At 62.0% G+C, this 22495-nt stretch carries 22 protein-coding genes; 3 read left to right on the forward strand and 19 right to left on the reverse strand.

Annotation, left to right across the window (positions count from 1 at the left end):
* The first annotated feature begins 26 nt into the window (after positions 1–26).
* A complete protein-coding gene (locus tag LOY68_RS02115) occupies positions 27–1445 on the forward strand; it encodes an FAD-dependent oxidoreductase (RefSeq protein WP_265042640.1) in 1419 nt (472 codons plus the stop codon).
* A gap of 252 nt (positions 1446–1697) precedes the next feature.
* Entirely contained in the window at positions 1698–2765 is a 1068-nt protein-coding gene (gene hemE, locus LOY68_RS02120; RefSeq protein ID WP_265042641.1) for a uroporphyrinogen decarboxylase, read from the forward strand.
* A 141-nt stretch (positions 2766–2906) separates the two neighbouring features.
* Here the strand turns inward: hemE and LOY68_RS02125 are convergent, their stop codons facing one another.
* A complete protein-coding gene (locus LOY68_RS02125; protein ID WP_265042642.1) occupies positions 2907–4181 on the reverse strand; it encodes an MFS transporter in 1275 nt (424 codons plus the stop codon).
* Positions 4182–4299: 118 nt separating this feature from the next.
* On the opposite strand from LOY68_RS02125, the gene LOY68_RS02130 reads away from it, so the two are divergent.
* Complete coding sequence (locus tag LOY68_RS02130; protein WP_265042644.1) at positions 4300–5202, forward strand: LysR family transcriptional regulator; 903 nt, start codon at positions 4300–4302, stop codon at positions 5200–5202.
* Between the two features lie 199 nt (positions 5203–5401).
* Here the strand turns inward: LOY68_RS02130 and LOY68_RS02135 are convergent, their stop codons facing one another.
* The 18 genes from LOY68_RS02135 to LOY68_RS02220 all read right to left on the reverse strand — a co-directional run bounded on the left by LOY68_RS02135 (position 5402) and on the right by LOY68_RS02220 (position 22495).
* Positions 5402–5848: a hypothetical protein gene (locus tag LOY68_RS02135; protein WP_054053145.1), complete on the reverse strand. Its 447-nt coding sequence runs from the start codon at positions 5846–5848 to the stop codon at positions 5402–5404.
* A 29-nt stretch (positions 5849–5877) separates the two neighbouring features.
* Positions 5878–7104: a beta-ketoacyl-ACP synthase gene (locus tag LOY68_RS02140; RefSeq protein WP_054616452.1), complete on the reverse strand. Its 1227-nt coding sequence runs from the start codon at positions 7102–7104 to the stop codon at positions 5878–5880.
* Complete coding sequence (fabG, locus tag LOY68_RS02145; RefSeq protein WP_054053149.1) at positions 7104–7832, reverse strand: 3-oxoacyl-ACP reductase FabG; 729 nt, start codon at positions 7830–7832, stop codon at positions 7104–7106. Before fabG ends, LOY68_RS02140 begins: the two co-directional genes overlap by 1 nt.
* Entirely contained in the window at positions 7832–8290 is a 459-nt protein-coding gene (locus LOY68_RS02150) for a hotdog family protein (RefSeq protein WP_054053151.1), read from the reverse strand. The genes fabG and LOY68_RS02150 overlap by 1 nt, the downstream gene beginning before the upstream one ends.
* Complete coding sequence (locus LOY68_RS02155; protein WP_265042649.1) at positions 8287–9483, reverse strand: beta-ketoacyl-[acyl-carrier-protein] synthase family protein; 1197 nt, start codon at positions 9481–9483, stop codon at positions 8287–8289. The genes LOY68_RS02150 and LOY68_RS02155 overlap by 4 nt, the downstream gene beginning before the upstream one ends.
* Positions 9480–10100, reverse strand: a complete 621-nt coding sequence (locus LOY68_RS02160) for a hypothetical protein (RefSeq protein ID WP_265042650.1) — start codon at positions 10098–10100, stop codon at positions 9480–9482. The genes LOY68_RS02155 and LOY68_RS02160 overlap by 4 nt, the downstream gene beginning before the upstream one ends.
* Positions 10100–10825, reverse strand: coding sequence for a class I SAM-dependent methyltransferase (locus tag LOY68_RS02165; RefSeq protein WP_265042651.1), 726 nt, complete (start codon positions 10823–10825; stop codon positions 10100–10102). Before LOY68_RS02165 ends, LOY68_RS02160 begins: the two co-directional genes overlap by 1 nt.
* The gene (locus LOY68_RS02170) at positions 10822–12069 is read right to left on the reverse strand and encodes an NAD(P)/FAD-dependent oxidoreductase (protein WP_265042652.1); all 1248 of its coding nucleotides are present in this window, start codon (positions 12067–12069) and stop codon (positions 10822–10824) included. Before LOY68_RS02170 ends, LOY68_RS02165 begins: the two co-directional genes overlap by 4 nt.
* Entirely contained in the window at positions 12056–13216 is a 1161-nt protein-coding gene (locus LOY68_RS02175) for a sodium:proton antiporter (protein WP_265042653.1), read from the reverse strand. Before LOY68_RS02175 ends, LOY68_RS02170 begins: the two co-directional genes overlap by 14 nt.
* Positions 13213–15555 carry an MMPL family transporter gene (locus LOY68_RS02180; RefSeq protein WP_265042654.1) on the reverse strand — a complete coding sequence of 781 codons (2343 nt, stop codon included), beginning with the start codon at positions 15553–15555 and terminating at the stop codon, positions 13213–13215. The genes LOY68_RS02175 and LOY68_RS02180 overlap by 4 nt, the downstream gene beginning before the upstream one ends.
* Positions 15539–16105, reverse strand: coding sequence for an outer membrane lipoprotein carrier protein LolA (locus tag LOY68_RS02185; RefSeq protein ID WP_163907898.1), 567 nt, complete (start codon positions 16103–16105; stop codon positions 15539–15541). The genes LOY68_RS02180 and LOY68_RS02185 overlap by 17 nt, the downstream gene beginning before the upstream one ends.
* A 164-nt stretch (positions 16106–16269) precedes the next feature.
* The gene (locus LOY68_RS02190) at positions 16270–16695 is read right to left on the reverse strand and encodes an acyl-CoA thioesterase (protein ID WP_265042656.1); all 426 of its coding nucleotides are present in this window, start codon (positions 16693–16695) and stop codon (positions 16270–16272) included.
* Positions 16688–18232 carry an HAL/PAL/TAL family ammonia-lyase gene (locus LOY68_RS02195; RefSeq protein ID WP_265042657.1) on the reverse strand — a complete coding sequence of 515 codons (1545 nt, stop codon included), beginning with the start codon at positions 18230–18232 and terminating at the stop codon, positions 16688–16690. The genes LOY68_RS02190 and LOY68_RS02195 overlap by 8 nt, the downstream gene beginning before the upstream one ends.
* Positions 18213–19160: a glycosyl transferase gene (locus LOY68_RS02200; protein ID WP_163907899.1), complete on the reverse strand. Its 948-nt coding sequence runs from the start codon at positions 19158–19160 to the stop codon at positions 18213–18215. Before LOY68_RS02200 ends, LOY68_RS02195 begins: the two co-directional genes overlap by 20 nt.
* A complete protein-coding gene (locus tag LOY68_RS02205) occupies positions 19157–19891 on the reverse strand; it encodes a glycosyltransferase family 2 protein (RefSeq protein ID WP_265042659.1) in 735 nt (244 codons plus the stop codon). Before LOY68_RS02205 ends, LOY68_RS02200 begins: the two co-directional genes overlap by 4 nt.
* Before the next feature lie 131 nt (positions 19892–20022).
* Entirely contained in the window at positions 20023–21702 is a 1680-nt protein-coding gene (locus tag LOY68_RS02210; protein WP_265042660.1) for an AMP-binding protein, read from the reverse strand.
* The gene (locus LOY68_RS02215; protein WP_265042662.1) at positions 21699–22244 is read right to left on the reverse strand and encodes a hypothetical protein; all 546 of its coding nucleotides are present in this window, start codon (positions 22242–22244) and stop codon (positions 21699–21701) included. The genes LOY68_RS02210 and LOY68_RS02215 overlap by 4 nt, the downstream gene beginning before the upstream one ends.
* Positions 22241–22495, reverse strand: coding sequence for an acyl carrier protein (locus tag LOY68_RS02220; RefSeq protein ID WP_007992314.1), 255 nt, complete (start codon positions 22493–22495; stop codon positions 22241–22243). The genes LOY68_RS02215 and LOY68_RS02220 overlap by 4 nt, the downstream gene beginning before the upstream one ends.

The following is a 22495-nucleotide window of genomic DNA, read 5'->3' on the forward strand; positions in this document are numbered from 1 at the left end:
CTGAAGAGTTTGATGAGGTTTTAACAATGGCTGAACGTCTGAATAACGACTTCCAGTTCATCGATGTCGGGCGCAAAGATCCGAAGAAGAAACTGTTGCGTCAACGCAAGAAAGAGTTCGTGGAAATCTACGAACCCTTCAAACCCCAGCACTCGGCCGATCAAGCCCACCGCTGCCTGGGTTGCGGTAACCCGTATTGCGAATGGAAGTGCCCGGTGCACAACTTCATTCCGAACTGGCTGAAACTGGTGGCTGAGGGCAACATCCTCCAGGCCGCTGAGCTGTCGCACCAGACCAACACCTTGCCGGAAGTGTGCGGCCGGGTGTGCCCGCAGGATCGTCTGTGCGAGGGTGCCTGCACCCTCAACGACGGCTTCGGCGCGGTGACCATCGGTTCGGTCGAGAAGTACATCACCGACACCGCATTCGCCATGGGCTGGCGCCCGGACATGTCCAAGGTCAAGCCGACCGGCAAGCGTGTCGCGATCATCGGCGCAGGCCCGGCCGGTCTGGGCTGTGCCGACGTGCTGGTGCGTGGCGGCGTGACCCCGGTGGTGTTCGACAAGAACCCGGAAATCGGTGGTCTGCTGACCTTCGGCATCCCCGAGTTCAAGCTGGAAAAGACCGTGTTGAGCAGTCGCCGCGAAGTCTTTACCGGCATGGGTATCGAATTCCGCCTGAACACCGAAGTGGGCAAGGACGTGACCATCGAGCAACTGCTCGAAGAATACGATGCCGTGTTCATGGGCATGGGCACCTACACCTACATGAAGGGCGGCTTTGCCGGTGAGGACCTGCCGGGCGTGCATGACGCGCTCGACTTCCTGATCGCCAACGTCAACCGCAACCTGGGCTTTGAAAAGTCGCCGGAAGATTTCGTCGACATGAAAGGCAAGAAGGTCGTGGTACTCGGCGGCGGCGACACGGCGATGGACTGCAACCGCACGTCGATCCGCCAGGGCGCCAAGTCGGTGACCTGTGCTTATCGTCGCGACGAAGCGAACATGCCGGGCTCGCGCAAAGAGGTAAAGAACGCCAAGGAAGAAGGCGTGAAATTCCTCTACAACCGCCAGCCGATCGCCATCGTCGGTGAAGACCGCGTCGAAGGCGTGAAAGTGGTCGAGACCCGTCTCGGCGAACCGGACGCCCGTGGCCGTCGCAGCCCCGAGCCGATCCCGGGCTCCGAAGAGATCATCCCGGCTGACGCCGTGGTCATCGCGTTCGGTTTCCGTCCAAGCCCGGCCTCGTGGTTCGAACAGTTCGAGATCCAGACCGACAGCCAGGGCCGCGTCGTGGCCCCGGAACAAGGCAAGTACAAACACCAGACCAGCAACCCGAAAATCTTCGCCGGTGGCGATATGGTTCGCGGTTCTGACCTGGTGGTGACAGCGATCTTCGAAGGGCGTAATGCCGCTGAAGGGATCCTGGATTACCTGGGCGTCTAATCACTTTCCAAAATTGGAATGGGATTAATTGTGGGAGCGAGCCTGCTCGCGAAAGCGGTGGATCAGCCAACAGAGATGTTGAATGTGAAGCCCTCTTCGCGAGCAGGCTCGCTCCCACATTGGTTTCCGGGTGTTGCCAAACACCGCATTCCACCGCGACAAATTGACCCGATAGACAAAAGGTGCGGCGCTTGCCGTGCCTTTTGCGTCGCGCTCTGAGAAAATGCCCGCACTTTTTTTCCGGATGCCGACATGACTGCCCTGAAGAACGACCGTTTCCTTCGCGCCCTGCTCAAGCAACCTGTAGACGTCACGCCGGTATGGATGATGCGTCAGGCCGGTCGCTACCTGCCTGAATACCGCGCCAGCCGTGCCAAGGCCGGTGACTTCATGAGCCTGTGCATGAACCCGGAGTTCGCTTGCGAAGTCACGATGCAACCGCTCGACCGCTATCCGCAACTGGACGCGGCGATCCTCTTCTCCGACATCCTGACCATCCCGGACGCCATGGGCCAAGGCCTGTACTTCGAAACCGGTGAAGGTCCGCGCTTCAAGAAAGTCGTCAGCACCCTGGCCGACATCGAAGCCCTGCCGATCCCTGATCCGCACAAAGACCTCGGCTACGTGATGGACGCGGTCAGCACCATCCGTCGCGAACTGAACGGCCGCGTGCCGCTGATCGGCTTCTCCGGCAGCCCATGGACCCTGGCCACCTACATGGTCGAAGGCGGCTCGTCGAAAGACTTCCGCAAGACCAAGGCCATGCTCTACGACAACCCGCAAGCCATGCACCTGCTGCTCGACAAGCTCGCGCAGTCGGTCACCAGCTACCTCAACGGCCAGATCATGGCCGGCGCCCAAGCGGTGCAGATCTTCGACACCTGGGGCGGCAACCTCTCGGCGGCGGCGTATCAGGAATTCTCCCTGGCCTACATGCGCAAAATCGTCAGCGGCCTGATCCGCGAACACGACGGCCGCAAGGTTCCGGTCATCCTGTTCACCAAGAACGGTGGGCTGTGGCTGGAAAGCATTGCCGATGCTGGCGCTGATGCGTTGGGCCTGGACTGGACCTGCGACATCGGCAACGCCCGTGATCGCGTCGGCAATAAAGTCGCCCTGCAAGGCAACATGGACCCGACGGTGCTCTACGCCAAGCCAGAAGCCATCCGCACCGAAGTGGGCCGCATCCTCGCCAGCTACGGCAAGGGCAGCGGCCACGTCTTCAACCTCGGCCATGGCATCACCCCGGAAGTTGATCCGGAGCATGCAGGCGCGTTCCTCCGCGCGGTGCATGAGCTGTCGGCGCAGTATCACGAGTGATCTTCGTAGTCTGATAAACGCTCGGTTTTAATGTGGGAGCGAGCTTGCTCGCGATGGCGGCAGATCATTCGACAGAGATGTTGAATGTGAAGCCCTCATCGCGAGCAAGCTCGCTCCCACAGTTGTTTGTGGCTGGCCGAATCAGGCCTTTACACCGCCCAACGGCGGCAGCTTCGCCAATTTCAACGCCACCAACAACGCAATCACCAACAACCCACCAATAAACAACCCAATCCCGTTCCATCCACCGATGTGCCAGAACACCCCGCCCGCCGTCCCCGCAATGCTCGACCCGGCGTAATAGCTGAACAGATACAACGATGAAGCCTGCCCCTTGGCCTTGATCGCCCGGCGCCCGATCCAGCTACTCGCCACCGAATGCGCGCCGAAGAAGCCAAACGTGAAGATCAACATGCCGATGATCACCAACGACAGCGGCGTGAACATGGTCAGCGCCAGGCCCGCGAGCATCAGCACAATCGTCGCCCACAGCACTTTGCGTCGGCCCAGTTTGTCCGCCAGCGAACCAATCTTCGCCGAGCTATAGATCCCCGACAGGTACACCACCGAGAGCAACCCGACAAACGCCTGGTCCATGTTGTAAGGCCCGGCCAGCAGGCGATAGCCGATGTAGTTGAACAGCGTGACGAACGCGCCCATCAGCACAAAAGCCTCAACGAACAGCAACGGCAGGCCGGCATCGCGAAAGTGCATGGTGAAGCCGTCGAGCAGGCTGCGAGGGTGCATCGAGCGAGCGCGGAAGTTGCGCGATTCCGGGAGGATTTTCCAGAACACCGTCGCTGCGATCAGCGCCAAGCCACCGATCACCAGCATCGCCGTGTGCCAACTGACGAAGTCGATCAGGACACCCGTGATCAAGCGTCCGCTCATGCCGCCAATCGCGTTGCCACCGATGTACAAACCCATAGCGAGACCGATGTGCTGCGGGTGGATCTCTTCGCTCAGATAAGTCATGGCCACCGCCGCCAGTCCGCTCAACGACAACCCGATCAACGCGCGCATGATCAACACGCCTTCCCAGCTCGGCATCATCGCGCTCGCCATGGTGCACAGCGCGGCGGCGAACAACGCCGTCACCATCACCGGTTTGCGCCCGACCCGGTCAGAAATCGGCCCGGTGATCAGCAGGCCAATGGCGAGCATGCCAGTGGCCACCGACAGGATCAGGCTGCTCTGCGCCGCATTGATCGAATATTCGTGGGACAACAACGGCATCATCGGCTGCACGCAATACAGCAGGGCGAACGTCGCGAAGCCGCCGGAAAACAGCGCCAGCACCGTGCGCATGAACATCGGCGTGCCTTTTTCGATGTAGATCTCGTTCAGCTCGGCGACGACATCGTCCAGCACAGTGGGCGGAACTTCATGGGCGAGTGGGGCGACAGCAGTTTTCACTTCGGACCTCGGAGGGCGCAGCCGGTCAGGCAATGAAAAAAGCATATAGCTGCCTAACGATTCAATCCAATATATTATTCGACCTGTTTAAGAGCTTTTACGACCTAATGGAGTTTTCATGGAATTGCGCCACCTGCGCTACTTCATCGCCGTCGCCGAAGAACTGCACTTCGGCCGCGCCGCTCAAAGCCTGGGCATTTCCCAACCGCCCCTGAGCCAGCAGATTCAGGCATTGGAAGCGGAAGTCGGCGCACGGTTATTCGAGCGTACCAATCGTCGGGTCGAGCTCAGTGAGGCCGGTAGGTTGTTTCTGGAAGAGGCGCGGCTGGTGCTGGCGCAAGTCGACAAAGCGGCGGATGTCGCCCGACGAGCGCAACTTGGCGAGTTGGGCGAACTGAAGATCGGCTTCACCTCATCGGCACCGTTCAACTCGACCATCCCCCAGGCGATCTTCTCGTTTCGCCAGCGCTTCCCGGCGGTGCACCTGAACCTGCGGGAGATGAGCAGCACCCAAGTCGCCGATGCGCTGGTGGATGAATCGATCGAAGTCGGGATCATGCGACCACTCGGCTTACCGGATTCCCTCAGCGTCGTGGAATTGATGCGCGAGCCGCTAGTGGCCGTGCTTAGCTCCAAGCATCCGCTGGTGAATGGCAGTGAAGAAGGCCTGTTCCTGTCAGCCCTGGCCCTCGAACCTTTCGTGTTTTTCCCACGCAGTTATGGCAGTGGTCTGTACGCCCAGTTGCTGAGCCTGGCGCGGGATGCCGGTTTCAGCCCGCACTTCGCCCAAGAGGCGGGCGAGGCGATGACCATCATTGGATTGGTGGCGGCGGGGTTGGGGGTGTCGGTGCTGCCGGCGTCGTATCAGCGGATGCGGATTGACGGCGTGGTCTATCGACCGCTGCTTGATCCGGAAGCGGTGTCGGCGGTGTGGCTGGTGCAGCGCAAAGATCAGAAATCGCCGATGGCGAAGGCGTTTGTGGAGTTGTTGACGAGGAAGGTTGAACCGTTAAAGGCGTGAAAGTCGTTTTCGTGGATTTCAGTTTGCAAAAAGGGCGCCCCAAAAGGCGCCCTTTGTCATTGTGGCGAGGGAGCTTGCTCCCGCTTGAGTGCGCAGCACTCACAAAATCTTCAGTGACTGTCAGAGTTTGGGGCCGCTGCGCAGTTCAGCGCGAGCAAGCTCGCTCGCCACAGGATTGCCTCAATGGGCAGCAAGGTCCTTACTGAACCTTCACCAAATCCCCTTTCAACGCAACACCGGCCATGATTGCGCCAGCGTGGCACTCATAGTTCTTGGCGTCTTTACGCTCATTGCTCTTATAGAAACTCACAATGTTGGTCACCGCATTCGCCCCGGCGCTTTTGGCGGCCTGGAACAAGCTGATGATTGCCGATTGCGCGACCCATTCGCAGGCGACTGCGTCGGTCTTGTTGAAAGCGTTGGTTTTCTTGTTGGTCACGGAACCGGCGGTGAGGACGGTGACGTTGCCGGCCGGGTTGTTGCCGGCCAGGTAGAACTTGACGCTGCCATCGATTTTGCCGGTGCGGGTGGCTTCGGCGACGGCCTTGTCGAAGGGCAGGTACACCGGGGTATCACGGGCCTGGCTGACCGCCGGGATGGCGCAGATCAGCAGGGTGGCGGCGGCAGCGAGTTTCTTGAAGTGCATGGAGGTCTCCTTGACCCTGATTAAATCGGTTACGACCAGCGGCGGAAGATCAGCGAAGTGTTGACGCCGCCGAAGGCAAAGTTGTTGTTCATCACGTATTGGTTGCTCATCTGGCGGAATTCGCCGCGCAGGTAGTCGAGCTTGCCGCAGTGCGGGTCGATCTCGTCGAGGTTGAACGTATGGGCGTACAAGTCACGGTTCATCATTTCGATGCTGAACCAGGACTCCAGCGCACCGCAGGCCCCGAGGGTGTGGCCGAGAAAGCTTTTCTGCGAGCTGATCGGCATGTGCTCGCCGAACAGCGCACTGGTCGCCAGTGTTTCGGCAATGTCGCCTTGTTCAGTCGCGGTGCCGTGACCGTTCACATAGCCGATGTCCGACGGCTGCAAACCGGCGTCTTCCAGCGCCAGTTCCATCGCTCGGCGCATGGTTGCCTGTTCTGGGCGGGTGGTGTGTTGGCCGTCGGCGTTGCTGCCGAAGCCGACGAGTTCGGCGTGGATGTGCGCGCCACGTGCCAGGGCGTGTTCGAGTTCTTCGAGCACCAGCATGCCGCCGCCTTCGCCGATCACCAGGCCATCGCGGCCCTTGTCATACGGGCGTGGGCTGGTTTGCGGGGCGTCGTTTTTCAGGCTGGTGGCGTAGAGCGCGTCGAAGACCATGGCTTCGGTCGGGCACAACTCTTCGGCGCCGCCGGCGAGCATCAGCGGCAGGCGTCCGAATTTGATCGACTCGTAGGCATAGCCGATGCCTTGGCTGCCGCTGGTGCAGGCGCTGGACGTCGGGATCAGCCGGCCGGTGAGGCCGAAGAAGATGCTGATATTCGCCGCCGTGGTGTGCGGCATCATCCGCACGTAGGAGTTGGCGTTCAGGCCTTCCGCCACCGAGTTGAGCAGCATGTTGCCGAAGGCTTTGATCTCATCGGTGCTGCCGGTGGACGAGCCGCACGCGACGCCCATGCGCCCGTCCTTGATCGATTCATCGCCCAACAGCCCGGCGTCGGCCAGCGCTTGCTCAGCCGCACCGACAGCGAGGCGCGAGACGCGGCCCATGCTGCGCAGTTGCTTGCGGGTCCAGTGGCTCGGGACCTTGAAGTCATCGATCGGCCCGGCCAGACGTGTGTTGAGTTCGGTGAACCGATCCCACTCGTCCATGCGGCGAATGCCGCTGCGGTTGGCCGCGAAGTTGGCGGCAATGGTGGCCCAGTCGCTGCCCAGTGAGGTGATGCCGGCCATGCCGGTGACGACGACGCGCTTCATCAGCACAGGCCTCCATTGACGGCCAGAACCTGCCGGGTGATGTACGAGGCTTCCGCCGACATCAGGAAATTCACCGCGCCGGCCACCTCTTCAGGGGTGCCCATGCGTTGTGCGGGGATCATTTTCATCAGTTCTTCCACCGGCACGTTTTCGTCGAGCATGGCAGTGTCGATCAGGCCGGGTGCGACACAGTTGACGGTAATCTTGCGCTTGCCCAGTTCGATCGCCAACGCCTTCGCCGCGCCGATCAACCCGGCCTTGGAAGCGCTGTAGTTGACCTGCCCGCGATTGCCGATCAAGCCGGACACCGAGGTGATGCACACAATCCGCCCGGCGGCGCGACGACGAATCATCGGCATCATCACCGGGTGCAGCACGTTGTAGAAACCGTCGAGGTTGGTGCGCATCACCACATCCCAATCATCCTCGCTCAGCGCCGGAAAAGCACCGTCGCGGGTCAGCCCGGCGTTGAGCACCACGCCGTAATAGGCGCCGTGGGTTTCGACGTCGGCTTCGAGAATGGCTTTGCAACTGGCGCGGTCGGACACGTCGAATTGCAGGACGCGGGCATTGCGGCCCAAGGCTTCGACTTCGGTTTTAACCGCTTCAGCCTCGGCCAGACCGCTGCGGCAATGCAGCACGATGTCGTGCCCGGCCTGGGCCAGACGCAACGCGATGGCGCGGCCGATACCACGGCTGGAACCGGTGACCAGTACGGATTCAGTCATCACTCGACTCCTTGGATTTCTTGAAGATATTGCGCGGCCTGGGGCGGACGGTACACGTTCAGGCGCGCGGTGGCGTGGATGCCGGGGGCGTTGATGTGGCATTCGAACACGCCCATGCCGCTGTCGTCTTCCAGGGAGCGCAGCCCATGGATGGTCAGCTCGGTGCCGGCGGGGAAGTGTTCGACGTTGCATTCGAATTTACGCGTGCCGAGCAGGAAGCCCAGCTCCACTGCATCGCCACGGGCGCGGGCATGACAACCGGCATAAGCGGCGACGCTTTGCGCCATCAACTCGATGCCGACCCAGGCCGGCAGGCTGCCGTCGGGCCGATTGAACAGGCCACCGGGCTTGACGGTGAGGCGGGTGTGAATCTGCTCGTCATCGAACGACAGGATCTGCTCGATGAGGATCATGTCGCCAGCGTGAGGCAGCAGTTCGGCGAGCGGCCAGTCAATCATGGGGCGTCTCCGATAATCAGGCTGACGTTATTGCCACCGAAGGCAAACGAATTGCTCATCAGGTAGCGGGGTGCAATGGACGCCAGGCGATGGGCCGGGGTCACCCAGTTCAGTGGCGGCAGGTCCGGGTCGGGCTGGCCGTCCCAGACGTGGGGCGGCAGGGCGTGTGCGGGATTGTCCGCGCTCAGGCTCAGCCAGCAGAACGCCGCTTCCAGGGCACCGGCGGCGCCGAGGGTGTGGCCGGTCATCGGTTTGGTCGACGAGCAGGGCACGCCGTCCGGGAACAGCGCGGAGACCGCCAGGCTTTCCATGGCGTCGTTGTGTTGGGTAGCGGTGCCGTGCAGGTTCAGGTAGCCGATTTGCGACGGTTGCAGATGCGCGCGGCTCAAGGCTTTATGCATCGCTTGCTGGGCGCCACGGCCGGTCGGTTCCGGCGCGGAAATGTGGTGCGCGTCGGAACTGGCGCCGCTGCCGAGCAGGGCAATCGATTGACCGTCGCTGGCACTTTTGCTCATCAAAAACAGCACCGCCGCTTCGCCGATATTGATGCCGTTGCGGTTGGCCGAGAACGGATTGCAGCGCTGCTCGGACACCGCTTCCAGCGCCGAGAAACCGTTGAGGGTCAGCTTGCACAAACTGTCGACCCCGCCGCACAGCACCGCGTCGCACATTCCCAGGTCCAACAACCGCTGGGCGCTCATCAAGGCTCGGGCGCTGGAGGTGCACGCCGTGGAAATCACATAGGCCGGGCCGCTCAATTGCAGCCAGTCGGCGAGGAAATTCGCCGGCGCACCGAGTTCCTGTTGCTGATAGTCGTAGTCGTCGGGAAATGCATGCTCGCGGACGTAATGAGCCAGCCCGCGACTGGCTTCGTCGATGCCCGACGTGCTGGTGCCGAGCACGACGCCGACGCGGCCAGGGCCGTAGGTCTGGATCGCGCGATCGATGTCCGGGCGAATTTGCAGCGCTGCTTCCAGCAACAGTTGATTGTTGCGGCTGCGTTGCTGGGTCATCTCTGGCGGAATCGGTGCCAGCTCTCCGCGCACGGCGGCCACCGGCAGCGAACGTTCCACTACCCAACCCGCCTCGCTGCGCATGCCGGAGCAATCGCCGGCAAACAGGTTGCGGGCGACTTCCCGTTTGTCGCGACCCAGGGCGCAGATCAGCCCCAAGGCGTTCAAATAGGCGGTCATGGCGTGTCTCCGCTCAGCGGCGTGACCTGGTATATCGGACCTTTGGGCAGATTCAATTCAAAGCTCAGCGGTCGTGAATAACGGACGTCCCAATGCTCTGGCAACGAGCGCTGCCCGCCATGCTGCCACGCGGCGGGGTAGTTGCTTTGCAACTCGCCTTCGGGCGTCAGGGCAAACAACAGCGCGGCGAACAACTCGCGAGCCTCGGGGTTCGGCGGCAGCAGCCCATCGGCCTGCCAGTCGCCACCGACCAGTTTCTGCCGGGCCTGGGGAATGCCGAGCAAATCCATCATCGACCAACGCAGCGCCGGGCCTTCCTGCTGGATCACCAACACCCAATCCTGGCGATCGTCAGCCATCAGGCGCTGGATGTGCAATTGCAGCGGCAATGCCAGTGTGGGGTTGTGTTCAGGCAACGGCGCGCGGCTGGCGCAAGCGCTCAACAGCAAAGCACAAGCCACCAATACAAAGTGCCGCAACACCACAAACCCTGTGGGAGCGGGCTTGCTCGCGAAGGCGTAGGCACATCCAGCACTGTTGTCGACTGACCCACCGCTTTCGCGAGCAAGCCCGCTCCCACAGGGGTTTGCACAGGTTTGTTGAATTGCGCTAGACATCAAACAGCACCTTCAAGCGGCTTGCGCGCCACCACATTGACCAGCGTTTCTTCCCGCTGGCCAAAGGGTTTGGGCTTACGCAAACCGAAGCGTTCAAGCAAACCGAAATCCGTGGCGCGGCTCCACCACAAGTACGGGTAAGAAACGTTCTGCGGGCTGAACTCGAAACCCTGTTGGCGAATCATTTCCAGATACCCGGCAGCGCTCTTTTGCACATGCATCGGATGCCGAAACAACCAGCGAATCACCCACGTATCAATGTAAGCCTCGGTGGACTCGGCGAACAGCAGATAGCCGCCGGGCTTGAGCACGCGATAGAACTCGGCGAGGGCCTGATCCTGTTCCACCAGATGATGAAAAGTCTGGTGGCAGAACAGCAGATCAACACTGGCATCCGGCACGTTGAGCGTCGCACAATCACTGCCGATCAACTCAACCGTCATGTCCTGACGCGCCGCTTCTTCGGCGCTGAGATTCAAACTCTGCGGATCCGCATCGACCCCGATCAAGCGCTGGGGCGCAAAGGTCTGGCGCAGATACTGGAACGACTTGCCCTGGCCGCAACCGGCATCCAGCAACACTGGGTTGCTCGGCAGCGACTCACTGAACAACCCCCGCAGATCATTGATCGCGACCCGCAACACATGGTGCTGCCAGGTGTGGCTGCGCAGGAACCAGAAACCGAATCGGGTTTCTTCGACGTAGTTGTCGCTCAAGTAACTCATGTGGCATCCCTTGCGCAAAATTCCGAAATCACCTTCAAGCGGCGCTTGGCTTCGCTGACGAACGGGTTGCGTTCATCCCAGGCGTAGCCGGCGAGGATCGAGGCGATCATGCGGCGGATTTCCGGCGAGCTGCCCTTATGGAAAATCACGTCCTGGAAGGTCCCGGTGTACCAGCCTTCGACGTAGCAACGGAACGTATCGACGCCGCGCTTGAGCGGGTCGGCGAATTCGGTTTGCCAGTCGACGCTTTCACCCTGCAATTGGCGGTGCAGTACGCCGGTGGCCATGCTCGCCGAACGCATCGCGATGGTCACGCCGGAGGAGAACACCGGGTCGAGGAATTCGGCCGCGTTGCCCAACAGCGCAAAGCCTGGGCCATGCAATGTTTTGACGTTGGCCGAATAGCCGCCGATGGTGCGCGCCGGGGTGTCCCATACGGCGTTGTTCAGCACGCCGGCGAGGCTTGGGGTTTCGGCGATGAAACCGCGCAGGCACTGGTCCAGATCATCGGTGCGACCGGCGAAATGTTCAGCGGCAGCGACCACGCCCACCGAGCAACGGCCGTTGCTGAACGGGATGGTCCAGAACCAGATGTCGCGATGGACCGGGTGGGTGGTGACGAGGATCTTGGTGCGGTCGAAAGTCGGGTTGTCGATGTGGTCTTCGACGTGGGTGAACACCGCTTGGCGCACCGGAAAATTCGACGGCGCTTCCAGGTCGAGCAAGCGCGGCAGCACGCGGCCATAGCCGCTGGCGTCGAGCACGAAATCCGCTTCGACGCGGTACTCGCTACCGTCCTCGCGCAACACATTCAGCTGCGGTTTCGACAGGCTGAAATCGGCGCTGACAATGGCTTCGCCGTAGCGCAATTCCACGCCTTGCAACGCCGCCTGATCGGCCAGCAGTTTGTCGAAATCGGCGCGCTGCACCTGGAACGTCGTCGGCTTGCCGTTGCTGAAGGTGTCACCAAAATCGAAGGCCGTGTATTCATCGCCCCAGGCGAACGCGGCACCGGTTTTCACTTGGAACCCGGCGGCGTTCACCGCGTCGAGCATGCCGGCTTCTTCGACGAAATCCAGGCAATGGGACAACAGGCTTTCACCGATGGAGAACCGTGGGAAGTGCTGGCGCTCTATCACCAGTACATCGTGACCCTTGCGCTTGAGCAGTGCGGCGGCGATGGCGCCCGAAGGACCGGCACCGATGATGACGACCTGACGATGTTCCATTTCAACGGTTGGCACGGGGGCTCCTTGCCGGGGCGGCGATATTCAGCGGGATTCGGTGCATGCCGGCGAGTGCCGGCAGCAGTGTGGCGATCAGACCCATCAGCATCAGCGCGAAATACAGCGGCGGGCTGATGAGTTGTTGTTGCAGCAGCAGGTTGAGAAAGACGATCTCGCTCAACCCGCGAATATTCAGTAAAACGCTTTCGCGCCAGCGGCTGGCACCGTCAGACGAGACACCGGCCCAACCCAGACCGAGCCAATTGCCCAGCAGTTTGCTGAGGATTGGGAACAGCAGCAGCGCCGCCAGTTGCAACCAGCCAAGGCTGGCCATGGCGCTGTGCACGTTGATCTGCACGATGCCGAACGTGAGGATCAGCGGGATGGCGATCCAGGTCTGCAAGCGATGCATCCAGATCGCCGGCAGCGGCAATACCAGCGGGATTTTCAGCGCGGCCATGCACAGCAGATAACCGATGCCGAAAATCAGTGCATTGAGTTTGAAGTGTTCCGCCACTACCAGCAGCGCGAAGAAACCGCCGCTGTACAACAACTGCTGGCGCAGACCGAGCAAGCGCAACAGCACCGGCAAACAGGCGCCGGCCAATGGCAGCAAAAGACTGCTGAGGTGCAGGCTGCCCTGAGCAAAGCCGAACAGCGTCCAGCACGTGAGGTCGATCAGGATCGCGGTTTGCACCAGGCGCCGTGTGGCGTCGGGCGGATAGTTGATGTGCCGCAGGTACAGGTACAACACCGGGATCGCGGTGATGGCGAACACCAGACCGACCGCCAACGAGCTGAGCCACGATTGCGGCGGCAGTATCCAGACCGCCGTCGCCAAGCCGCAGGCGAACGGCAGACAGAAACTCGGCAGGGCGATTTTCAGGCTCTGGCGATCCAGTTGCAGGTCGATCACGTCGCTGAGAATGTGCCCCAGCAGCAAGGCGAAACTCAGGCTGTAGAGATTTTTCAGCCACACCGGCGAGATGAGATCCGCGCCGCTGAGCTGCCAGCCCGGCTCGATCCAGAAGTACATCAGCAGCGGCAATCCGAATGTCGCCAGCAGCAACTGGCTGACAATCGGGATCAAGCCGAAATACCGGCCGACGCGAGTTGCGACGGCAAACATGCCCAGGGCCATCGCCCAGAACAGCACGATCATCATGCCGTCTGCTCCGCGGCCGGGATGGCGTGGACGTGACGTCCAGCCCACGGCGCCAGGATGAAGCTGAACGCCAGACCCAGGCTCACCGACAGCCCGAAGTTGCTCACCGCCGGCGTGCTGGAGACCGCCAGCAAGCCGAACGACAGCCAAGTGGTCAGCGCCGCCAGCAACGTGCCCAGCAGGCTCACAGCGGCGCCGCCGACTTGTTCGCGCATGAGGATCGCGTAATCGACGCTGATGGCCGTCACCAGCAACAGGCCGAACAGGCTGAACAGCGTCAGCGGCTGGCCGAGCCAACCGAGGCACGCGAGGCTGCACAGCGCGGCGAGCAGCGGCAGCGCAACGATTCGCAGCGCACCGCCGAGGCCGAACGGCAGAATCAGCACCAGTACGATCAGCACGCAGGAAGCCAGTTTCAGTTCAGCGGCGCTGATCTGGGTCTGGGCGAAGACATTGTTCAGTTCGCCGAGGCGATCCACCAGTTCAACGCCCGGCAAGTCTAGGGCCTGGACCCGCAGCAGCGACGGGTTGTTCAAGCCTTGCAGGCTGACCATGGCCGCCACGCCGCCGTCATCGGTCGGCCCCAGCCACAGGGTGCGATAGGGTTCGGCCAATGGCCCGACCAGCGCGGCGTCGATGTCTTCGACAGGCAGCGCCTGCAACTTGGTCAGCTCGGCTTGCAGTGCTTCAACCGGTACGCCGACGTCGAGCAATGGCTGCCAGAACTGCGGCAGTTTGTTCAACGCCTCGCGCACTTGCTGCTGTTCGCTCGGCTGGCTGACCAGTTGGTTGAGGGACAAGAAGCCCTGTAGTTTGTCGAGGTTGACCAGTTGTTCCAGACGATCATTCAGCGCGCCCTGGCGCTCCAGCAATTCCTGCTGATTGGCGGCCCGGATCAGGAAAAACTGGCTGGTGGGCTGGAAGCCCGTGATGCGCGCGATCGCTTGGGCTTCGTCGGTCAGATGTTGTGGCATGCCGACCCATTGGCGAATGTCATTCTTGGTGCTGAGCTGCAACAGACCACCAACACAGAAGGCAATCAACAGCGCCAGCAACACCGGCGTGCGGACATGCTTGAGCAGCGTTTCACGCAGGTTCACCAGACACTCGGCGACTCGCAGCGGCCATTGCGCCGGGCGCAGGTCCGCACCCTTGAGCAACGCCGGCAACAGGCACACCGCCGACAGATAAGCACCGAGCAGCCCAGCGGCGGAGAACACGGCGATTTGCGTCAGCGCCGGGAACGGTGTCCAGGCCAGGGCGAGGTAGCCGATGCAACTGGTGATCAGGCTCAGCGTCAGCCCCGGCAGGGTCAGGCGCAGCGCCGGCCAACTTTTCCAGGGTTTCAGGCTCCAGCTCTTGGACAGGTAATGCAGCGGGTAATCCACGGCGACGCCGATCAGGCTGGAGCCGAGCACCAAGGTCATCACATGCATATGGCCGAACAGCGCCACGCACGCCACCATGCCGAACAGCATCCCCACCAGCACCGGGACGAACGCGAGCAACACGCGCAAACGCCGGAACGCCAGCAACAGCAACAACAGGATGCCGAGGGTGGCGCCGCCACCGACCCAGGTCATTTCCCGGGTCGCTTGTTGCTGACCGTTGGCCGCGTAAAGCAAGCCGCTGGCAGCGAGCAATTGCACGTCGCCTTGGGCCGCTTCTTCGCGACTGTGCTTGAGCAAATCGGCCACTTGCAGTGGCAGGTTCATGTCGAAGGCGTTGCCGGTGGTGCGCGCGCGCAGCAGCACCCAACTCTTGCCGTCGGCATCGGCAATCAACGCGCCGCTGCCGATGTCCAGTTGCACCGCGCCGTGTTGCGGCTGGCTGTTCTGGATGCGCCCGGTCAGGCCCAGCCAGTCGTCCTGGCTTGGCACCAGGCTGAAGCCGGTGAAGGGGTCGAACAGCGCTTGTACGCGCTGTTGGATGAACGCGTCGGGATGCTCGATGAGTTGTTGCCGATCCACGTCCGAGAGCATCGCCAACCGGCCTTGCAGCAACTGCGTACGCAGGGCCGGGAGGTCGGCTTGCAAGGTCCATTGGACTTTTTCGAACAGGCCGCTGGCCTGCCACTGCTCGCCGAGTTTCTGCGCCATGGCCACGGCTTGCTGGCGATCGGTATGGCCGACCAGCACCAGCATTTCGCGGTTCAGCGGTTCTTGCATGCGTTGTTCGGCGCGCAGTTCCAGCGCGTCCGGTGCCGTGCCCGGCACCAGTTCCATCAGGTTGGCCGACAGAGGTGCGCCGTCACGCCATTGCCAACCGGCGAGTGCGAGCACCGCCAGCAGCAGGATCACGAACAGCCGCGGGAGACTCCGTTCACTCGGCAAAGTCATGTTGCTCCGCGTCGCTCAACGGTTGGGCGCTGGTGCTGTCCTGCATGCGCAACAGGGTGCTGTCGCCCTGGGTTTCCAGTAGCTCGATGGTGTTCACCAAATCACCACCGTCGATGTTGATCTGGTTGAACACTTGCTTGAGCAGCATCGAACGCGGGGTCAGGGTCAGCTTCCATTTCTGTGCATCGCCACTCAGCGCGAGCTCGAAATCCCGTTGCAAACCGCTGCTGTCACCTTGCAGTACGGCGAGGAACAAACGGTTCTGTTCGGCACCGGCACTCTTGCCCGGCAGCAATTGCCAGCCGTTGGCGTCGCGCCGGGCAATGCCCTTGGCGTTGATCCGGTAATCCTGTTGCAGCGGAGTTTTCAGCAACCACAGCAAGCCGTGGTTTTTAGCGAGGACGAAGGTGCCTTTGCTGACCAGCGGCTGGGGCAGGGCGCGCAGGTGTTTTTCCTGGATGAAGCGGCCGTGGATCACATCCGGCTTGGCCAGTTGATCGCTCAACTGTTGCAAATCAAACGCCTGCGCCTGCGAAGCGAAACCCACCATCAACAGCACCGCAATCGCGTAGCAGCTGCCGAGCCCGCGAGGCTGCGTCCGGCGGCGAAGCCGTCGTAAAACCTGTGTGTGCGGTGTATCAGGTAAAACGCGAGGCGACTGCTTCGCAGCCGAACGCAGGCTTCGCCAGCTGCTACAGGTGAATATCCGGAAAATCATGGCAGCATCCTTTCAACAGCGTCGGTGAACACTTTCGGCGAGGCCAATTGCATCTCGCGGCTGCTCATATCGACCGCAACCTGCACCGAGCTGGCGCGGGTCAGGCGCTCTCCGGTTTGCAGGTCGCTGATCAGGTAGTTGATCTTCAACCGGTTCTCCCACTCCACCAGACTGGCGCGCACATTGAGCTTCTGGCCGAACACCGCACCGCGCACGTAGCGCAGTTGCAGGTCGATCACCGGCCAGGCAAAACCCGACTCGACCATCGCGGTGTAGTTGTGGCCGAGCTTGTCGAGCAGCGCACAGCGGGCGACTTCCAGGTATTTGACGTAATGGCCGTGCCACACCACGTTCATGGTGTCGACGTCAAAGAACGGCACGAGGATTTCCGTATCGGCGTGAAGCACTCCCTTGCTACGCATGCAGCCTCCAGTGTTGCTCGGCGATCCGTTTCAGGCACAGGCGCAATTCGCCTTCCAGGGCACGGTCTTCGATGACCGGCGGGAAGTCCTTGGCCAGTTCTTCGTGCATGGCGGCGAGTGATGGCGGCAACGGGCGTGCGTCTTCGGCCTGGCTGCGCAGCCAGACGCCTTGATTGGCGGCGAGCAGGGTCGCGGCGGCGACTTGTTCGGTCAGTTCCAGCACGCGGACTGCATCACGAGCAGCGATGGTGCCCATGCTGACTTTGTCTTGGTTATGGCACTCGGTGGAGCGCGAGAACACGCTGGCCGGCATGGTGTTTTTCAGCGCTTCGGCGGTCCAGGCGCTGGTGCCGATCTGCACGGCTTTGAAACCATGATTGAGCATCGCCCGGTCAGCGCTGGCGCCGGACAGGTTGCTCGGCAAGCCGTGGTTGTAACGCTCGTCCACCAGCAGCGCGAGTTGCCGATCGAGCAAATCAGCCACGTTGGCGACGAGGGTTTTCAGGCTGTCCATGGCGAACGCGATGTGGCCGCCGTAGAAGTGCCCGCCGTGCAGCACGCGTTCGGCTTCGGCGTCGATGATCGGGTTGTCGTTGGCGCTGTTGAGCTCGATCTCGATGAAAGAGCGCAACCAGTTCAGGCTGTCGGCCAACACGCCGAGCACATGCGGTGCGCAGCGCAGGGAATAGCGATCTTGCAGGCGATGCAGTGGCGCGGTGGGCGCGTCGATCGCCAGATCCTTGCGCAACCACGCGGCGACTTGCATCTGCCCCGGGTGCGGCTTGGTGGCGAACAGGCGTTCGTCGAAATGCTCCGGATTGCCTTGCAGCGCGACCACGTTAAACGCGGTGATGCGCGTGGCGAGTTGCAGCAAGTAATCGGCGCGGGCGAAAGCCAGGCAAGCGATGCCGGTCATCACGGCGGTGCCGTTCATCAGTGCCAAAGCTTCTTTCGGGCGTAGCACCAGCGGCGTCCAGCCGAGTTCGCGATGCACATCGGCGGCCTCGCGGCGTTCGCCACGGAACATCACTTCGCGCTCGCCGGACAAGGTCGCGGCGACGTAGGACAGCGGCGTCAAATCACCGCTGGCGCCGACCGAACCTTCTTCCGGGATCAGCGGCAGGATGTCGTGTTCAAGGAACGCTTGCAGGCGTTCCAGCAGTTCCACGCGCACCCCGGACACGCCGTGGCACAACGACTGCAAACGTGCCGCGAGTACCGCGCGGGTCGCTTGGGCATCCAGCAGTTTGCCCAGGCCGCAACCATGGAATGTGTACAGATGACGCGGCAGCGCTTCGACGTGATGCAGCGGCACCGCGACCACGCAGGAATCGCCATAACCGGTGGTCACGCCGTAGATCACGCCTTCCTTGTCCAGCAGGGAATCGAGGAAGCGCGCACCCTTGGCGATGCGCTCGCGGTATTCAGGGTCAGCCTGCAACCGGGTCGGCGCCTGACGGTTGGCCAGGGCCAGCACGTCTTCGATGCGCAAAGGGAGTTCGCCGAAGGTTACCGGCTCAAGCGTTGGCGTCGTCATCGGTCTTCCAGAAAGGGTAAAAGTTGAACCATTGTTGAGGCGCTTCAAGGCAATAGTGACCCAAGCGTTCGGCGTAGCGGGAGGCCCACTGATGAATGACCTGTTCGCGGTCGCTGCGCTTCCACACCACCGCTTCGGTGAACGGTTCGAGGGTCAGTCGATAATCACCGGTGGGTTTCTTCAGGCACAGCAGCAAATTGACTTTGCACTTGAGCAAACCCGCCAGCAGCCACGGGCCTTGGGGGAATGCCGCCGGATGCCCGAGGAAATCCACGGTCACGCTACGCCCGCCATGCAAGGGCACGCGGTCGCCGGCAATCGCCAGCCACTCACCGCGCTCCAGGCGTTCGTGCAGTTGCAGCATGATCACCGGGTCCAGCTCACTGACCTGGATCAGCCGCAGGTTGGTCGCCCCGGCTTCGCCGAGCAAACGGTTGAACTGCTCCGCGTGCTTGGTGTGCACCAGCACGTTCATGGTGACCTTTTCACCGATCTCCGCGAGGGCGCGGCAGACTTCCAGATTGCCCAGGTGCGCGCCCACCAGCATTTGCCCGCGAGCGCCGCGTAGTTGAGTGCGCAACAGCGCCGGGTCGATGATTTCGATCTGTTCGAGGCGCAGCTTGCCGTTCCATACATCGAGCTTGTCGAGCATGGAATCGGCGAAGGCCATGAACTGGCCGAACACGCGCCAATGGGTCGGACGCAATTCGCTGTTGCCACTCCAGTCGGCGAGGCGTTGCTGGTATTGCCAGGCACTTTTGCGTGCGCTGCGGCCGAACAGGAAAAAGTACAAAACGATGCCATACAGCAACGGGCTCAACAGCCGCCGACCCAGCACTTTGGCGCAGAAAGCGGTGAATTTCATCAGCCAGAAACTGCCGCGCTCTTCGCGGTCGGCCCAGTGTTTTTTGTCCGTGTTAACGGTCATGTGCGCCACCGCCGCCAGAGGATCACCGGAGCGCGCAGCAACATGCCGAAGAACAGCCGGGTGTGCATGCTCGAAATCAGCACGTTGTCGCGGAACAGTCGAAAGTGCGAGACGCCGTCCAGCGGATAATGAACCTTGGTTTGCAGCCACTGCATCGGCAGATTGCGCCAGGCCAGCCGCACCAGAATGTCCGAGTCGAAGTCCATGCGTTTGCCGATCTTCGCCGAACTGATCAGCGCCAGGGTCGGTGGCAATGGATAGACGCGAAAGCCGCACATTGAATCGCGGATCTGCAACGACAGGGTGTTGATCCACACCATCACATGGGTCAGGTAACGCGCATACAAACGGCCCTTGGGCACGCTGGCGTCGTAGAGCGGATAACCGCAAATGACCGCTTCGGGATAAGCGCGGGATTGTTCGATGAAGGTCGCGACGTCGGCGAGGTCATGCTGGCCGTCGGCATCCACCTGCAAGGCGTGGCTGAAGCCTAAACGCGCGGCTTCGCGAAAACCGGTCATCACCGCGCCGCCCTTGCCTTGATTGACGGTGAGGCGGATCAGGTGGGTGTTGTCGCGCAGCGCCAGTTGATCGAGTACTTTTGCGCAGGCCTGGGTGCTGGCGTCGTCTACCAGAATGCACGGCAAACCTTGGGCGAGGAGGGCCTCGACCACGGGGGTGATGGCGGTTTCGTGGTTGTAGACCGGGATGACGGCGCAGGGGTTATGCATGGTTGCGTACACCTGACGGACCGAGGCGCCTGCTTCGCGAGCAAGCCCGCTCCCACATGGGGACTGTGTCATTCCCGGATCCAATGTGGGAGCGGGCTTGCTCGCGAATGAGTGCGCAGCACTCACCAAACCTATGCATGCGCTGCCTCCAGCACGATCCGCCCGCTGGAGCAGGTGGCGGTGTCGTTGCGGTAGGCGAAATACAACTTGCTGCGCACCGGGTCGAAGCGCAGGTGCAACTGGATTTCATCGCCAGGGCGCACCAGTTGCTGGAATTTCAGCACTTCCATGCCAGCGAATTTGGTCGGCAGGTCCATCAGTTGCTGGCCGAGGCTCAGCGCCCAATCCACCTGCACTACACCGGGCAAAACCGGTGCTTGTGGGAAGTGGCCACTGAAGTAGGCCAAGTCCGGCGGCACCGCCAGTTGCAGGCTCCACTCGCCATCGGTTTCAACCTGTTGCAGCACGTCCGGCGCTTTGGGGCGCGGGGCCAGCAACAGGGTTTCGACGTCGGCCTGGGGCAGTTTGCCCTGGGCGTTCAACGGCAGTTGTCGCAGCAAGCGCCAGCGCCGAGGCAAGGCCAGGGCTTCGCAATGCTGACTCAGGTGCTGACGCAATTCTTGAGTGAGGGTGCGTCGCCCCTGATTGCGCAAGGCATGCAGCCCCTGTTGGCTGAGCACCAGCAGTGCGCCCAGCGAGGCGCGGTTTTCCTGAACCACGCCGAGGCGCGCTTCGGCGACCCAATCGTGGGCCATCAGTGCCTGTTCCAGCATCGGTAGCGAGATACGTTTTTCTTCCAGTTTGACGATCCGGTCCAGCCGTCCCAGCAGTTCGAAACGGCCGTCAGCGGCGATCCGTGCGGCGTCGGCGGTGTGTTCGATGTGGTCGGCGGGCAGGTACGGCGAGGCGATGAGCAGGGCGCCGTCACTGTCCTGGCTCAGCATGACGTCGGCGAACGGCTGCCACAGGTCTTGCCCTTGGCGCCAGGCGATGCCGCCGGTTTCCGAGCTGCCGAGGATTTCCGTCGGCCATTGTTCCAGGCGTTCGAACAGACTTTGCGCAGCCTCGGCGGGCAGGGCGCCACCGGAGGAAAACACCCGGCGCACCGCGCTCAAGGCCGGCCAGTCGAGGTTGTCGCCCATGCGCTTGAGCAGCGCCGGACTGGCAACCCAGGCGAACGCCGGATGTTCGCGGCTGGCACGCTGCAAGTCTTCCGGGAACGCCAGTTGCTTGCGCACGAATGGGCGCCCAGCGCACAGCGGCCAAAGCACGCGGAACAGCAAACCGTAGATGTGTTGGGTGCCGACGCTGCCGATGATGCAAGCCTGGCCCAGATCCGCGCCCCACAGCTGTTCGAGGGCTTCGACTTCATTGGCCAGTTGCCGCAGGGTCTTGTCGATGCGCTTGGGTTCGCCACTGGAGCCGGAGGTGCATAGGCTCAACTGACAGCGATCCAGATCCAGCGCGGCGGCGGGCATCGGCGAATGCTGATAATCGGCCAAATGCGCATCGTCAGCCTGATCGGTCAGCCACAGATCGACTTCCGTCGACCAGCGCTGGCGCGTTTGCGGCTGCAAATCGGCGGGCAGCAACACGCTGACCCCGGCACGCCAGGCGCCCAGCAGCGCGATCGCCAGGTCGGCGGCATCTTCCAGGTGCACGGCAATGCGCCGCACGCCCTGGGCTTGCAGGCCGGCGGCGAGGCTCAGGGCCTGTTCGCAGAGTTGCGCGTGATTCAACGCCGGCTCGGCCGTCAAGGCGCGTTCCGGCTGAGCCTTGAGCAACAATTGCTCAAGTGTTATCCAAGTCATGGGTGGCCTCGTACCCGTTGTCGTATTAGCCATTCAATGGCAAACATCAGGCCGATCAACCCGTAGGAGATCAGGCCGGTGTACAACATCCACCAACTCAGCGGCGCCCAAAGGGTCAGCGCGGCGGCGCACAAACCGTTGCAGAAAAAAAACACACTCCAGGCCAGCGTGACCTGGCGCGTATAAACAATTGCCTTGGCCGGCAACTGCGGTTCACGCAGGCGGGCCAGGCGTTCGGCCATCGGCGGGCCGTATTTCAGGCTCAGCCCGAACAGCGCCAGCATGAAACCGCTGATCAGCACCGGGTACCAACGCAGCAGCGCCGGGCTATCGAACACCGCCAGCAACAGGCAAAACACGATGGCCACGATGGCCATCCACAGGCTGCCTGGTCGGCGTACGCCGGTCAGTGCGCGCGCCAGCCACAGGCTGCCGAGCAACAGGCCGAACTGCCACGGCGCGAAGTGCTCCATGCCGAAATACACCGCAAAGGGGTACAGCAGGCCCGCCAGCAGCAGGCCGAGGCCGATCACTCGGCTCATGCGGCCGGTTGAACCAGACGGTAGACCGCCTCGACCACGTCGCTGACGGTACGCACCGATTTGAATTCTTCGGCGGCGATTTTCTTGCCGGTCTGGCGCTTGATGTGATCGATCAGGTCGACGGCGTCGATGCTGTCGATTTCCAGGTCCTGATACAGGTTGGATTCCAGGCTCACGCGCTCAGGGTCCAGCTCGAAGAGTTCGACCAGGGCATCGCGCAGGGTGTTGAAGATATCGTCACGAGTTTGCAT

Origin of the sequence: Pseudomonas sp. B21-053 (assembly GCF_026016365.1) — a bacterium.
GTDB classification, from domain to species: Bacteria; Pseudomonadota; Gammaproteobacteria; order Pseudomonadales; family Pseudomonadaceae; genus Aquipseudomonas; species Aquipseudomonas nunensis.